Origin of the sequence: Peribacillus simplex (assembly GCF_030123325.1) — a bacterium.
GTDB classification, from domain to species: domain Bacteria; phylum Bacillota; class Bacilli; order Bacillales; family DSM-1321; genus Peribacillus; species Peribacillus simplex_D.
The window spans coordinates 100,001-113,763 of sequence record NZ_CP126106.1; the positions used below are offsets into that span (position 1 = coordinate 100,001).

At 43.6% G+C, this 13,763-nt stretch carries 10 protein-coding genes, 2 rRNA genes and 1 other annotated feature (1 of these 13 cut by a window edge); all 12 genes read left to right on the forward strand.

Features of this window, described 5'->3' with window-relative positions; genetic code table 11:
- Window positions 1-1,426 (forward strand): 23S ribosomal RNA (locus QNH43_RS00540) (it extends 1,506 nt beyond the left edge of the window).
- A 64-nt stretch (window positions 1,427-1,490) separates the two neighbouring features.
- Window positions 1,491-1,606 (forward strand): 5S ribosomal RNA (rrf, locus tag QNH43_RS00545).
- 362 nt (window positions 1,607-1,968) lie between these two features.
- Window positions 1,969-2,430 carry a CtsR family transcriptional regulator gene (locus tag QNH43_RS00550; protein WP_048677843.1) on the forward strand — a complete coding sequence of 154 codons (462 nt, stop codon included), beginning with the start codon at window positions 1,969-1,971 and terminating at the stop codon, window positions 2,428-2,430.
- Window positions 2,431-2,451: 21 nt separating this feature from the next.
- A complete protein-coding gene (locus tag QNH43_RS00555; protein WP_283916481.1) occupies window positions 2,452-3,003 on the forward strand; it encodes a protein-arginine kinase activator protein McsA in 552 nt (183 codons plus the stop codon).
- Window positions 3,000-4,076: a protein-arginine kinase McsB gene (locus QNH43_RS00560; protein ID WP_283916482.1), complete on the forward strand. Its 1,077-nt coding sequence runs from the start codon at window positions 3,000-3,002 to the stop codon at window positions 4,074-4,076. The genes QNH43_RS00555 and QNH43_RS00560 overlap by 4 nt, the downstream gene beginning before the upstream one ends.
- A 130-nt stretch (window positions 4,077-4,206) precedes the next feature.
- On the forward strand, window positions 4,207-6,648 hold the full coding sequence (gene clpC / locus QNH43_RS00565) for an ATP-dependent protease ATP-binding subunit ClpC (RefSeq protein WP_076372907.1): 2,442 nt from the start codon (window positions 4,207-4,209) through the stop codon (window positions 6,646-6,648).
- 208 nt (window positions 6,649-6,856) lie between these two features.
- The gene (gene radA / locus QNH43_RS00570; RefSeq protein ID WP_076372905.1) at window positions 6,857-8,245 is read left to right on the forward strand and encodes a DNA repair protein RadA; all 1,389 of its coding nucleotides are present in this window, start codon (window positions 6,857-6,859) and stop codon (window positions 8,243-8,245) included.
- A gap of 2 nt (window positions 8,246-8,247) precedes the next feature.
- Window positions 8,248-9,321 (forward strand): DNA integrity scanning diadenylate cyclase DisA, encoded by a 1,074-nt coding sequence (gene disA / locus QNH43_RS00575; protein WP_283916483.1) that lies wholly within the window; start codon window positions 8,248-8,250, stop codon window positions 9,319-9,321.
- A gap of 225 nt (window positions 9,322-9,546) precedes the next feature.
- Window positions 9,547-10,644: a PIN/TRAM domain-containing protein gene (locus QNH43_RS00580; RefSeq protein ID WP_076372901.1), complete on the forward strand. Its 1,098-nt coding sequence runs from the start codon at window positions 9,547-9,549 to the stop codon at window positions 10,642-10,644.
- Window positions 10,645-10,665: 21 nt separating this feature from the next.
- The gene (gene ispD / locus QNH43_RS00585; protein ID WP_283916484.1) at window positions 10,666-11,355 is read left to right on the forward strand and encodes a 2-C-methyl-D-erythritol 4-phosphate cytidylyltransferase; all 690 of its coding nucleotides are present in this window, start codon (window positions 10,666-10,668) and stop codon (window positions 11,353-11,355) included.
- 14 nt (window positions 11,356-11,369) lie between these two features.
- Window positions 11,370-11,849 (forward strand): 2-C-methyl-D-erythritol 2,4-cyclodiphosphate synthase, encoded by a 480-nt coding sequence (gene ispF / locus QNH43_RS00590; RefSeq protein ID WP_283916485.1) that lies wholly within the window; start codon window positions 11,370-11,372, stop codon window positions 11,847-11,849.
- A gap of 90 nt (window positions 11,850-11,939) precedes the next feature.
- The gene (gene gltX / locus QNH43_RS00595; RefSeq protein ID WP_283916486.1) at window positions 11,940-13,397 is read left to right on the forward strand and encodes a glutamate--tRNA ligase; all 1,458 of its coding nucleotides are present in this window, start codon (window positions 11,940-11,942) and stop codon (window positions 13,395-13,397) included.
- 42 nt (window positions 13,398-13,439) lie between these two features.
- Window positions 13,440-13,688: a binding site (T-box leader), on the forward strand.
- Window positions 13,689-13,763: the final 75 nt, after the last annotated feature.

Genomic DNA, 13,763 nt, shown 5'->3' on the forward strand with positions numbered 1-13,763 from the left:
ATATGCGCGTCCAAGCAGTTAGGCCGGAAACGAGGCAAATCCCGTTTCCATTAAGGCGGAGCTGTGATGGCGAGGGAAATATAGTACCGAAGTTCCTGATTCCACGCTGCCAAGAAAAGCCTCTAGTGAGATGTAAGGTGCCCGTACCGCAAACCGACACAGGTAGGCGAGGAGAGAATCCTAAGGTGTGCGAGAGAACTCTCGTTAAGGAACTCGGCAAAATGACCCCGTAACTTCGGGAGAAGGGGTGCTTTTTAGGGTGAATAGCCCAGAAAAGCCGCAGTGAATAGGCCCAGGCGACTGTTTAGCAAAAACACAGGTCTCTGCGAAGCCGCAAGGCGAAGTATAGGGGCTGACACCTGCCCGGTGCTGGAAGGTTAAGGGGAGAGGTTAGCGCAAGCGAAGCTTTGAACCGAAGCCCCAGTAAACGGCGGCCGTAACTATAACGGTCCTAAGGTAGCGAAATTCCTTGTCGGGTAAGTTCCGACCCGCACGAAAGGTGTAACGATCTGGGCACTGTCTCAACGAGAGACTCGGTGAAATTATAGTACCTGTGAAGATGCAGGTTACCCGCGACAGGACGGAAAGACCCCGTGGAGCTTTACTGCAGCCTGATATTGAATTTTGGTACAGCTTGTACAGGATAGGTAGGAGCCTGAGAAGCCGGAGCGCCAGCTTCGGTGGAGGCGTTGGTGGGATACTACCCTGGCTGTATTGAAATTCTAACCCGCGCCCCTCATCGGGGTGGGAGACAGTGTCAGGTGGGCAGTTTGACTGGGGCGGTCGCCTCCTAAAGAGTAACGGAGGCGCCCAAAGGTTCCCTCAGAATGGTTGGAAATCATTCGTAGAGTGTAAAGGCACAAGGGAGCTTGACTGCGAGACCTACAAGTCGAGCAGGGACGAAAGTCGGGCTTAGTGATCCGGTGGTTCCGCATGGAAGGGCCATCGCTCAACGGATAAAAGCTACCCCGGGGATAACAGGCTTATCTCCCCCAAGAGTCCACATCGACGGGGAGGTTTGGCACCTCGATGTCGGCTCATCGCATCCTGGGGCTGTAGTCGGTCCCAAGGGTTGGGCTGTTCGCCCATTAAAGCGGTACGCGAGCTGGGTTCAGAACGTCGTGAGACAGTTCGGTCCCTATCCGTCGCGGGCGCAGGAAATTTGAGAGGAGCTGTCCTTAGTACGAGAGGACCGGGATGGACGCACCGCTGGTGTACCAGTTGTCTTGCCAAAGGCATAGCTGGGTAGCTACGTGCGGACGGGATAAGTGCTGAAAGCATCTAAGCATGAAGCCCCCCTCAAGATGAGATTTCCCATGGCGCAAGCTAGTAAGATCCCTGAAAGATGATCAGGTTGATAGGTCAGAGGTGGAAGCATGGTGACATGTGGAGCTGACTGATACTAATAGATCGAGGACTTAACCAACGCTTTTTAAAAAATGAAATACCTTCTTATTATCTAGTTTTGAAGGAACAACGTTCCTTACATGTTTGGTGGCGATAGCGAAGAGGTCACACCCGTTCCCATTCCGAACACGGCAGTTAAGCTCTTCAGCGCCGATGGTAGTTGGGGGTTTCCCCCTGTGAGAGTAGGACGCCGCCAAGCCATTTAAAAAGATCAGCCATCCGGCTGGTCTTTTTTGTTGTTTGTAATTTAAAAAAGGTTTTTTACTTTAAGGGACAGCATAGGGCTGGCCTTATTTGAATTGTTTACAATATCATGAGGGGGAATTGGGCAGGATTTAAGTGGTGAAACCTTAAGAGAGAAGAAAAATATCAGGTTTTGCATTTATCTTTTTAGGGTATTAATGTAAGATATTTAAACTTTAATGTTCAATGGGGTATGTAACTACATATAATTTGGAGAAAATGGATAATACAGAAAGAAAGTGCGTTTAAGTTGCAAAATGCATTATTCCTTGTATAATAATAGTCAAATATAGTCAAAGTCAGAATGGAGGAGGCTGAGTGAGAAACATATCTGATGTTATCGAAACTTATTTGAAGCAAGTACTTGAAATAAGTCAAAAAGATATCTTGGAGATTAAAAGAAGTGAAATAGCAGATAAATTTCAGTGTGTTCCTTCTCAAATCAATTACGTAATCAATACCAGGTTTACCATCGAGAGAGGTTATGTTGTAGAGAGTAAGCGTGGAGGCGGCGGTTATATACGCATCATGAAAGTCGAATCGCAGGATTCCGTGCAACTTATCAACCAATTATTATCGCTTATTGGTTCAAGGGTAACCCAATCGATGGCTGAAGGAGTAATTTCAAGGCTGATGAATGAAGACGTCATTAATGAAAGAGAAGCAAAGATTATGATGAGCGTCATAGATAGATCGGTGATTTATATCGACCTACCTGACCGCGATGAGCTTAGGGCAAGAATTTTAACTGCGATGCTTACGACTTTAAAATATAAATGAAACTGGCAGAGGTGATGAACGTTGATTTGCCAAGAATGTCATCAAAGGCCTGCTACCCTGCACTTCACCAAAATCATCAATGGAAAAAAGACTGAAGTCATGATTTGTGAGAAATGTGCTCAGGAAAAAGGTGAAATGTTCATGGATGCAGGAGGACCTGGTTTTTCAATAAATAATTTATTAGCAGGATTGTTGAATATGGAGTCGAATATTCAACAGACAAAGGCAAATGCATTTCCCAAAACGGAAGAGAGGCGTTGCCCGCATTGTCATCGATCTTATAAAGAATTTGTCCATATTGGTAAGTTTGGCTGTGCCGATTGTTATAAAACGTTCAATGAACAGTTAAATCCCATTTTAAAGAGGGTTCATAGCGGCAATACAGCACATATAGGGAAAATTCCAAAAAGGATCGGTGGCACCATATATCTTCGAAAGCAAATTTTGGATTTAAAAGAAGTTTTAAAGGCCCACATTGATCAAGAGGAGTTTGAGAAAGCGGCAGAGGTAAGAGATAAGGTTCGTTCCCTTGAAAAAAGGTATGAAGCGCAAGAGGGAGGCGAGGAATTATGAGCTTGGAAAAGTTTGTAGAAAACGCCTTGAGTTCCTGGATGAGTGCCGAAGGGCCGGAAATCGATATCGTATTGAGTTCGCGGATTCGGCTGGCCAGGAATTTTAAAGACTTTACCTTCCCAACCTCCTTTTCTAACGAAGAAGCTATAGAAATCATTGAATTGGTCAAAAAAAGAATCGAAGAAGAAGTAACCCCAGAGATTGGAAAGCTGGAACTTTTAGAGATTGACCAATTGCAGCCACTGGAAAAGCGCGTTCTCGTTGAAAAACATTTAATCAGTCCCCATTTAGTTGAAGATTCAGCGAAAAGCGCATGTCTCCTTTCGGAAAATGAAGAAATAAGCATCATGATAAACGAAGAGGATCATCTCCGTATTCAATGCTTAATGTCGGGGTTGCAGCTAAAGGAAACCTTAAAGATTGCAAATGTTCTTGACGATTGGATTGAAGAATCCATAGACTATGCATATGATGAGGAAAGAGGATACCTGACTAGTTGTCCGACTAATGTGGGAACAGGGTTGAGAGCTTCAGTCATGATGCATCTGCCGGGCCTTGTCCTTACACAGCAGATGAATAATATCATACCAGCTATCAACCAATTGGGGTTGGTGGTTCGCGGGATTTATGGAGAGGGCAGTCAAGCCTTGGGGAATATTTTTCAAATCTCCAATCAGATTACTCTTGGAAAGTCGGAAAGGGATATCGTTGAAGATCTAACAAGTGTAGTGCAACAAATCATAGCCCAGGAACGGTCAGCGAGGGATGCATTAGCGAGGACTTCACACATACAATTAGAAGATAGAATTTTCCGTTCATATGGGATTTTGTCCAATGCCCGCATCATCGAGACCAAGGAAGCAGCTACCTGTATCTCAGATGTTAGATTAGGGATAGATCTTGGGTATATAAAGAATATTTCTAAAAGCATTCTAAATGAGTTGATGATTTTGACGCAGCCGGGATTTTTACAAAAGTACGCAGGTGGTCCTTTAAGACCCCATGAAAGGGATATCCGTAGAGCAGCACTCATCCGGGAACGCTTGAATTTCACGGAATCTTCCTCCTCATAGAGGTCATTGCCTCTTTAGGGAGTAGCAAATTTCATGTAATAGATATGGAGCAAGAAGAAGCTTCTGCCATAACTTTAGAGAATTGCCAGCAACTTTATTCAAAACGAAAATTCTTAAGGAGGAATTCCCTATGATGTTTGGTCGTTTTACTGAAAGAGCCCAGAAAGTATTAGCATTAGCCCAAGAAGAGGCAATCCGTTTAGGTCACAATAATATTGGAACGGAACATATTCTGCTGGGCCTTGTCCGAGAAGGTGATGGTATTGCAGCCAAAGCATTATTTGCTCTTGGATTGGGTCCGGATAAGATTCAGAAAGAAGTGGAAAATCTAATTGGCCGTGGACAGGATACGGCTCAAACGATACATTATACCCCAAGAGCCAAGAAAGTCATTGAGCTTTCCATGGATGAGGCAAGAAAATTAGGTCACTCATATGTTGGGACAGAGCATGTTCTTCTAGGTCTTATCCGAGAAGGTGAAGGTGTAGCTGCCCGCGTATTGAATAATTTGGGTGTAAGTTTAAATAAAGCTCGGCAACAAGTATTACAACTTCTGGGAAGCAATGAATCAGGTGGTCATCAAGGTTCAGCCGCTTCAAATGCAAGCACGCCTACACTGGATGGCCTTGCACGTGATTTAACGGCGATTGCCAGGGAAGGAAGTTTGGATCCCGTTATCGGAAGAAGTAAGGAAATACAGCGTGTCATCGAGGTATTAAGCCGTCGTACAAAAAATAACCCAGTATTGATCGGTGAACCTGGGGTTGGTAAAACAGCCATTGCTGAAGGGCTTGCCCAACAGATCATCAATAATGAGGTACCTGAAATTTTACGTGATAAACGCGTAATGACACTAGATATGGGTACTGTTGTGGCTGGCACTAAATACCGGGGTGAATTTGAGGACCGGTTGAAGAAAGTTATGGATGAAATACGTCAGGCGGGTAATATCATCCTATTCATCGATGAATTGCATACATTGATTGGTGCTGGTGGTGCAGAAGGTGCCATTGATGCCTCCAATATCCTTAAACCATCATTGGCGCGAGGTGAATTACAATGTATCGGTGCCACGACTTTGGATGAGTACCGGAAGTATATTGAAAAGGATGCTGCGCTTGAACGTCGTTTCCAGCCAATCCAAGTCGATGAGCCGACAATCGAGGAATCCATCCAAATTCTCAAGGGGCTGCGTGACCGTTATGAGGCACATCACCGCGTATCGATTACTGACGAAGCGATTGATGCCGCAGTCAAATTATCCGACCGTTATATTTCCGATCGCTTTTTACCGGATAAGGCGATTGACTTGATTGATGAAGCTGGTTCCAAGGTTAGGCTGCGTTCATACACAACGCCACCTAACTTAAAAGAACTTGAAGTGAAGCTGGATGATGTTCGTAAGGAAAAGGATGCTTCCGTTCAGAGTCAGGAATTTGAAAAAGCTGCTTCGCTTCGCGATACAGAACAACGCTTAAGAGAACAATTGGAAGAAACGAAAAAAACTTGGAAAGAAAAACAAGGGCAGGAGAACAGTGAAGTGACTGTGGATGACATTGCACACGTCGTATCCAGTTGGACGGGAGTTCCAGTCACTAAATTGGCGCAAACAGAGTCAGACAAACTGCTTAATATGGAGTCAATCCTCCATGATCGTGTAATTGGGCAGGAAGAGGCTGTCATTGCGGTTTCTAAAGCGGTAAGACGTGCAAGGGCAGGTTTGAAAGATCCTAAACGTCCAATTGGCTCATTCATTTTCTTGGGACCTACAGGGGTCGGTAAAACCGAGCTTGCCCGTGCTTTAGCTGAATCCATTTTTGGTGATGAAGATGCCATGATCCGCATCGATATGTCCGAATATATGGAGAAACATTCGACTTCACGTCTTGTTGGATCCCCTCCAGGATATGTTGGATACGAAGAAGGCGGTCAGTTAACGGAAAAAGTGCGGAGGAAACCATATTCCGTCGTTCTGCTTGATGAAATTGAAAAGGCGCATCCGGATGTCTTCAATATTCTTCTTCAAGTATTGGAAGACGGAAGACTGACAGATTCCAAGGGACGTACTGTCGATTTCAGGAATACCATCCTGATTATGACGTCGAATGTAGGGGCGTCGGCCTTGAAAACTGATAAGTATGTCGGCTTTAACATCCAAGATACTGGCCAGGACTATAAAAATATGAAAGGGAAAGTGATGGAAGAACTCAAACGTGCATTCCGTCCGGAATTCCTGAATCGTATTGATGAAACTATCGTGTTCCACTCTTTAGAGAAGGATCATTTGAAACAAATCGTTACATTAATGTCAAATCAGCTTACTTCCCGTTTGAAAGAACAGGAGATATACTTGGAGCTGACAGATGCGGCTAGAGAAAAAATTGCTACTGAAGGTTTTGATCCCGAATATGGGGCACGGCCAATCCGCAGGGCACTTCAGAAGCATGTAGAAGATTATCTATCCGAAGAGTTGCTTAAGGGCAACGTGAAAAAAGGGCAAACGGTCGTAATGGATGTCGTGAATAATGAGTTTGCAATCCGACAAGGCGAGCCTGTTAATGTAAGTGAATAACCTGATCCTAAACTTCGAGGTACACGCAGATTCTTTTGCAGTGTACCTCTGTTTTTTATCTATAGGTAGATTTGAGTATAATAAATGGGACAAGCAGAGTGCAGAATGAATATTTTTTTAAAAAAACTTAGCCTTAAGAAGGTTTAAATAAAACCGAGGTATAATATCCTTAATATAGATATTTTTTCCAAAGGAAAAGGAGTAATTTATGGCTGTAAAGAAGAAAACAAAATTTATGTGTCAGTCTTGTGGATATGAGTCCCCGAAATGGATGGGGAAATGCCCAGGATGCGGCGAATGGAATAAAATGGTCGAGGAAACCGAGATCGTTAAACCAGCCAGAAAAGGGGCTTTTACCAATTCAGAGGTTAGAGGTTCAGGGGAACGGGAGAAGGCAGCGCCCATAACGACTATTCAATCAGAAAAAGAACCCCGGATTAAGACGGATTTAATGGAATTGAATCGTGCTCTTGGGGGCGGGATCGTACAGGGATCACTTGTATTGATCGGTGGGGACCCTGGTATCGGTAAGTCCACCCTGCTTTTACAGGTATCATCCCAATTGGCGCATAAACAGAAAAAAGTGCTTTATATTTCAGGTGAAGAATCAGTCAAGCAGACCAAATTGAGAGCGGATCGGCTTGGGACCATGTCGGAAAATCTATTCGTTTATGCTGAAACCGATATGGATTATATCCAACAGGCAATTACGGATGTAAAACCGGATTTGGTCATTATTGACTCCATTCAAACGGTATACCATTCGGAGGTTACATCTGCCCCGGGAAGCGTTTCACAAGTGAGGGAGTGCACAGCCTCACTCATGCGCATTGCTAAAACGAACGGAATCGCGATTTTTATCGTCGGCCACGTTACAAAGGAAGGGGCCATCGCGGGGCCGCGGCTGCTTGAGCACATGGTTGACACTGTATTATATTTTGAAGGTGAAAGACACCATACATATCGAATTATACGTGCGGTTAAAAATCGCTTTGGTTCGACGAATGAGATGGGCATTTTTGAAATGAAAGAACATGGATTGGAAGAGGTCGCGAATCCATCGGAAATTTTCCTTGAAGAACGGTCGCAAGGAGCCTCGGGTTCCACAGTCGTCGCATCCATGGAGGGCACAAGGCCGGTGCTAGTTGAAATTCAAGCATTGATTTCACCTACGAGTTTTGGCAATCCGCGGCGAATGGCCACGGGAATCGACCACAATCGGGTTTCGCTTTTAATGGCTGTTCTGGAAAAGAGAGTGGGCTTGCTGCTCCAAAACCAAGATGCGTATTTAAAGGTTGCTGGTGGTGTCAAGCTGGATGAACCTGCAATTGACCTCGCTGTCGCAATAAGCATTGCTTCAAGCTTCCGTGATAAACCAACAAACCCTGCCGATTGCATCATTGGTGAAGTGGGGCTGACTGGTGAGGTAAGAAGGGTGTCAAGAATTGAACAAAGGGTGCAGGAAGCCGCAAAATTAGGGTTTGAGCGGGTTATCATACCGGCTAATAATATAGGGGGATGGACCGCGCCGAAGGGTATTAAGATCGTGGGTGTTTCATCGGTTTCGGAGGCTCTTAAACAATCGTTAGGGGGTTAAGTATGACAGATAAAAAAGGGTATGAGAAAACAAAATTGGAAATTCTGCAAATTGTAGCTCCAGGTACCCCGCTTAGGGAGGGGATTGAAAATGTCCTGAGGGCAAACACAGGTGGTTTGATAGTGGTCGGATATAATGAGAAGGTGCGAGTGATCGTGGATGGCGGTTTCGAAATCAACTGCAGCTGTACCCCCAGCACATTATATGAGTTGGCAAAGATGGATGGGGCCATCATTTTAAATGAAACAGCCGATAAGATCATTTTCGCAAATGCCCAGCTAGTGCCGGATAACAGTACACCTTCCACTGAAACGGGAATGCGGCATAGGACAGCGGAACGTGTTGCAAGGGAGACCAAGTCGTTGGTCGTCGCAATCTCACAACGTCGGAATGTCATCACATTATATCAAGGCAACTTCCGATATGCCCTTAAAGATATAGGAGTCATACTTGCCAAGGCTAATTTAGCCATCCAGACCTTGGAAAAATACAAGGTGGTCCTGCAGCAGAGCATATCGGTTTTAGGAGCGCTCGAGTTTGAGGAAATCGTGACCTATGCCGACCTTTTGCAGGTATTTCACCGATATGTAATGGTGCTCAGAATCAAGGCGGAGCTATTAACGTACCTTAATGAGCTTGGTACGGAAGGAAGATTGATCCGTTTGCAAATGAATGAAATCCTGGCAGATATTGAAACGGAAGGAAAATGGCTTATCAAGGATTATACCTCCAGTAATGATGAAAATCCTGAGGAAATCATTTTTAGGCTTCAAGAGTTGGCCATGCAGGAAAAATTGGATGAAAGCATTCTTCTTAAGGTGCTGGGTTATCATGGATACATACACCTTGATGAGTCAGTACATCCCCGTGGTTACCGTATTCTTCATAAAATCCCACGCTTGCCGGGTTTGATCATCGAAAATTTAGTGAAACAGTTCGGAAGCTTTAGTGAAGTCAATAAAGCTACGGTTGAAAACCTTGATGATGTGGAGGGCATAGGCGAAGTCCGGGCCAATAAAATCAAAGAAGGACTCCGGATTTTAAAAAATCAGCTTGTCACAAATAGAAGGATGTAGGTGCGGCTGACCTTTAAAATTCCCCTGAACTAGCTTGAAATTGGTTGGTGTTTATTTTTGACACTCAAAACTCAGGGTGCTAGGCTAATATTACGAAAAAGAGAAGAAATCATATTTGTAAATCCACTAATTCCTTAAGTGAATTTAACGTATATAATGAAAACGAATTTTCGAAGGTTTCATTTTATTTTATTGGTCAATAATGAGTAGAAGGAGGTGAAAGGGATGTTAAAACGCATTATACAAGCATGCTTCTTAATAGTCGGCGGAACACTTGGTATGTTACTTATTCCAGAATTATTAATTGTTTTACATGCAGATGATATTGCTTTAATAAACAATCCTTATGTAAGTGTACTGTTGGGTGCCATTATCTTTTATCTTATAACTTTTTGGGCAGTAGATCATGTGATCTATTTTATGAAGTGGCTGGAGGAACAGCTTGTAAAGATACCGATTACGGATATAATCTTTGGCAGCGTCGGTCTTTTAGTGGGACTGCTTGCGGCGTTCTTGGTTGGCTCTGCCTTCAGTGCCATCAAGGTTCCTATTCTAAATACAGTGGTTCCCATCATCCTTACGCTTTTATTTGGTTATCTTGGTTTTCAGGTGGGCTTTAAAAAGCGTGATGAGCTATTGAGTTTATTCACGAAAAGCAATAAGAAAAAGAACACGGATGGTGAAGCGAGCGAAGAGGATGAAGAGGGGTATAGCAAGCGGCTGAAAATCCTCGATACAAGCGTCATCATTGATGGCAGAATTGCGGATATTTGTCAGACAGGCTTTCTGGAGGGTACCATAGTCATTCCTCAATTCGTATTAAACGAACTGCAGCACATTGCCGATTCATCCGATGCATTGAAAAGGAATCGTGGAAGGCGTGGTTTGGATATCTTGAATCGGATTCAAAAAGACCTTCCGATTAAAGTGGAGATGTACGAGGGGGATTTTGAAGACATTCAGGAAGTGGACAGTAAACTAGTGAAACTTGCCAAAATATCGGGCGGAATGGTCGTTACCAATGATTTCAATTTAAACAAAGTATGCGAGTTTCAAAATGTGGCGGTCCTTAATATCAATGACCTTGCCAATGCCGTAAAACCTGTTGTCCTTCCTGGGGAAGAGATGAATGTTCAGGTCATCAAGGATGGGAAAGAGCAGAACCAGGGCATCGCTTATTTAGACGATGGCACCATGATCGTTGTCGAGGGTGGCCGTGACCATATCGGGAAACGCATCGATGTACTTGTCACAAGTGTATTGCAAACTTCTGCAGGCCGTATGATATTCGCTAAACCGAAACTATTAGAAAAAGCATTATAAAGAAGAGTAGGAGAAACCGTTATGTTTTATGAAGTAGTGATACCTGCAGCTGGACAAGGCAAAAGAATGAAGGCGGGCAAGAATAAACTTTTAATTGAACTATCGGGTATCCCGATTATTGTTTATACACTGCGTGTCTTCGAAGAAGATCCTGACTGTCGGGGAATCATCCTTTCGATAAACCCGGCAGAAAAGGATTATTTCAATCAATTGATTGCAGCGTATGGGCTTAAAAAGGTCAAGAAACTGGTCATGGGTGGAAAGGAGCGCCAACAAAGCGTTTATAAGGGACTGCAACATGCAGGAGAAGAAATCATCCTGGTCCACGACGGCGCCCGCCCTTTTATCAATGTTGGGCAAATCAGTGAATTGACTACTGCCGCCTCCCTTCATGGAGGTGCCGTAATTGCAGTGCCCGTTAAGGATACGATTAAAAAAGCATCAAACAATAAGGTAGTGGAAACAGTGGAACGATCAAGCTTGTGGGCGGTACAAACTCCACAAGCTTTTCGTGTATCCATATTAAAAAGTGCGTATGAACAGGCAGAAGCCGATGCATTTTTAGGGACGGATGATGCAAGTTTGCTAGAGCGGATCAATGAACAGGTAGTTATTATTGAGGGCAATTATGATAATATTAAAATTACGACTCAGGAAGACCTTTATTTTGCAGAAGCGATTTTACATAAACAACAACATGGAAAACGATGATTGGGGAGAATGATATGTTTAGAATAGGACAAGGATATGACGTTCATCAGCTTGTGGAGGGGAGACCTTTGATCATTGGCGGGATTACGATTCCGTATGAGAAAGGTTTGCTAGGTCATTCGGATGCGGATGTCCTTCTGCATACTGTTGCTGATGCCTGCTTGGGGGCAATTGGTGCAGGGGATATCGGTAAGCATTTTCCGGATACCGATCCTGAATTTAAAGATGCCGATTCGGCAAAACTGCTGCAGCATATTTGGGCGATCGTAAAAAAAGAAGGATATTCGCTAGGTAATGCGGATTGTACAATCATTGCACAAAGCCCGAAAATGGCACCGTATATTGAGGAGATGCGAGGCAGGATTGCTGAACTTTTGGATGCGTCTATAGACAGGATTAATGTAAAGGCGACCACTACCGAGAAACTTGGATTTACAGGCAGGAGCGAAGGAATCGCGGCACAGGCTGTGGTTTTATTGGTTAAATCAAACTAATTTCGTTTTTAGAGTGGATGCCTTTATCCCAATGTATTTAAATGATAATATATACAATAGAATAGAACGACTGGGAGGTCTATATATATCATGAGCAGCGATATTCGAGTTCGCTATGCACCGAGTCCGACTGGACATTTACATATTGGCAATGCACGGACTGCTTTATTTAATTATTTATACGCACGAAATAAAGGCGGGAAATTCATCATCCGTATTGAAGATACCGACCAAAAGAGAAATATTGAAGGCGGAGAGGAAAGTCAGCTTAAATATTTGAAATGGCTTGGTATGGATTGGGATGAAGGTGTTGATGTTGGCGGTGAATTCGGGCCATATCGTCAATCCGAAAGGAACGACCTTTATCAGGAATTGTATCAAGAGCTTTTAGATAAGGGTTTGGCATATAAATGCTATTGTACGGAAGAAGAGCTTGAAGCAGAGCGTGAAGGACAGGTCGAACGGAATGAAACGCCAAAATATTCAGGGAAGTGCAAGCATTTAACCGAAGCAGAGCAAGCGGAGCTAGTGGCTCAAGGAAGAAAACCGAGCATTCGCTTTGCCGTACCAGCTGGGAAGGTCCTTACTTTCAAAGATATGGTTAAGGATGAGGTTTCGTTTGAAGCGGATGGCTTTGGTGATTTTGTCATCGTTAAAAAAGATGGCATTCCAACCTATAACTTTGCAGTGGCCGTCGATGATCACTTGATGAAGATTTCCCATGTCCTTCGCGGTGATGATCATATCTCCAATACTCCAAAACAACTGATGATTTATGAAGCTTTCGGCTGGGAACCGCCGGTATTCGGACATATGACGCTGATTGTAAACGAAAGCAGGAAGAAACTGAGTAAACGTGATGAGTCGATCATTCAATTCATTGAGCAATATGAAGAGCTTGGTTATGTACCTGAAGCTTTATTCAATTTCATTACATTACTTGGATGGTCTCCGGTCGGGGAAGAAGAGATTTTCACGAAGGAAGAATTCATTAATCTTTTCGATGCTGATCGGCTGTCTAAATCACCTGCACTTTTCGATAAACAAAAGCTTACATGGATGAATAACCAATATGTGAAGCAATTGGACGGAAATCGTGCAGTGGAATTGTCAATGCCTCACTTAATTAAAGCCGGTAAGGTTTCAGAGACACTGACCGCAGAAGAAGAAGAGTGGGTACATGGGCTAGTTTCCCTTTTTCAAGAGCAGATGAGCTATGGAGCGGAAATAGTCGAGCTATCTGAACTGTTTTTCAAGGATGAGGTCGTGTTCGAGGAAGAAGCTAAGGAAGTACTGGCTGAAGAACAGGTACCGGAAGTCATGAAAGCTTTCCTTCAGGAGATCGAAGGCCTTGAAGAATTTAACGCGGATGAAATCAAGAAGTCGATTAAAGCCGTACAAAAAAGCACAGGCCATAAAGGGAAAAAATTATTCATGCCGATAAGGGCGGCCGTCACGGGTCAAACCCATGGTCCTGACTTGCCTAAGGCGATTTCATTACTCGGCAAAGAAAAAATTAAACAGCGTATTCAGAGTATTTTATATTAACAATTTGTCAAAAATGTAATATAGTATTTAATAATCTTACAAAAGAACGCGTAGATGGGGAGAAGTAAGTAAACGAAGCTTTTTAGAGAGAACCATAACCTGCTGAAAGTGGTTCAGGCCTCTCGTTTTCTGAAATGCACCCTTGAGTCCTTTGCTGAACTAACCTATAGTAGGCACAGGCGGAATGTCCTCCGTTACAGGGATTAAAGTTGGGGATGAAAAAACAGGAAAAGGCTTTACCTGCTTCGTACATTCCAAACAGAGTGGAACCGCGCTTAAAGCGTCTCTGTCTATTTGGACAGAGACGCTTTTTTTATATGCTTTAAAAGCTTCAAAGGGGATGTTGGAAAAGTACGGAACATAGGG

Excerpts from the sequence above, each read along its gene's own strand:
- radA (WP_076372905.1), top strand. The coding sequence starts at position 6,857 with ATGGCTGTAAAGAAGAAAACAAAATTTATGTGTCAGTCTTGTGGATAT.
- gltX (WP_283916486.1), top strand. The coding sequence starts at position 11,940 with ATGAGCAGCGATATTCGAGTTCGCTATGCACCGAGTCCGACTGGACAT.
- disA (WP_283916483.1), top strand. The coding sequence starts at position 8,248 with ATGACAGATAAAAAAGGGTATGAGAAAACAAAATTGGAAATTCTGCAA.
- QNH43_RS00580 (WP_076372901.1), top strand. The coding sequence starts at position 9,547 with ATGTTAAAACGCATTATACAAGCATGCTTCTTAATAGTCGGCGGAACA.
- ispF (WP_283916485.1), top strand. The coding sequence starts at position 11,370 with ATGTTTAGAATAGGACAAGGATATGACGTTCATCAGCTTGTGGAGGGG.
- QNH43_RS00560 (WP_283916482.1), top strand. The coding sequence starts at position 3,000 with ATGAGCTTGGAAAAGTTTGTAGAAAACGCCTTGAGTTCCTGGATGAGT.
- clpC (WP_076372907.1), top strand. The coding sequence starts at position 4,207 with ATGATGTTTGGTCGTTTTACTGAAAGAGCCCAGAAAGTATTAGCATTA.
- ispD (WP_283916484.1), top strand. The coding sequence starts at position 10,666 with ATGTTTTATGAAGTAGTGATACCTGCAGCTGGACAAGGCAAAAGAATG.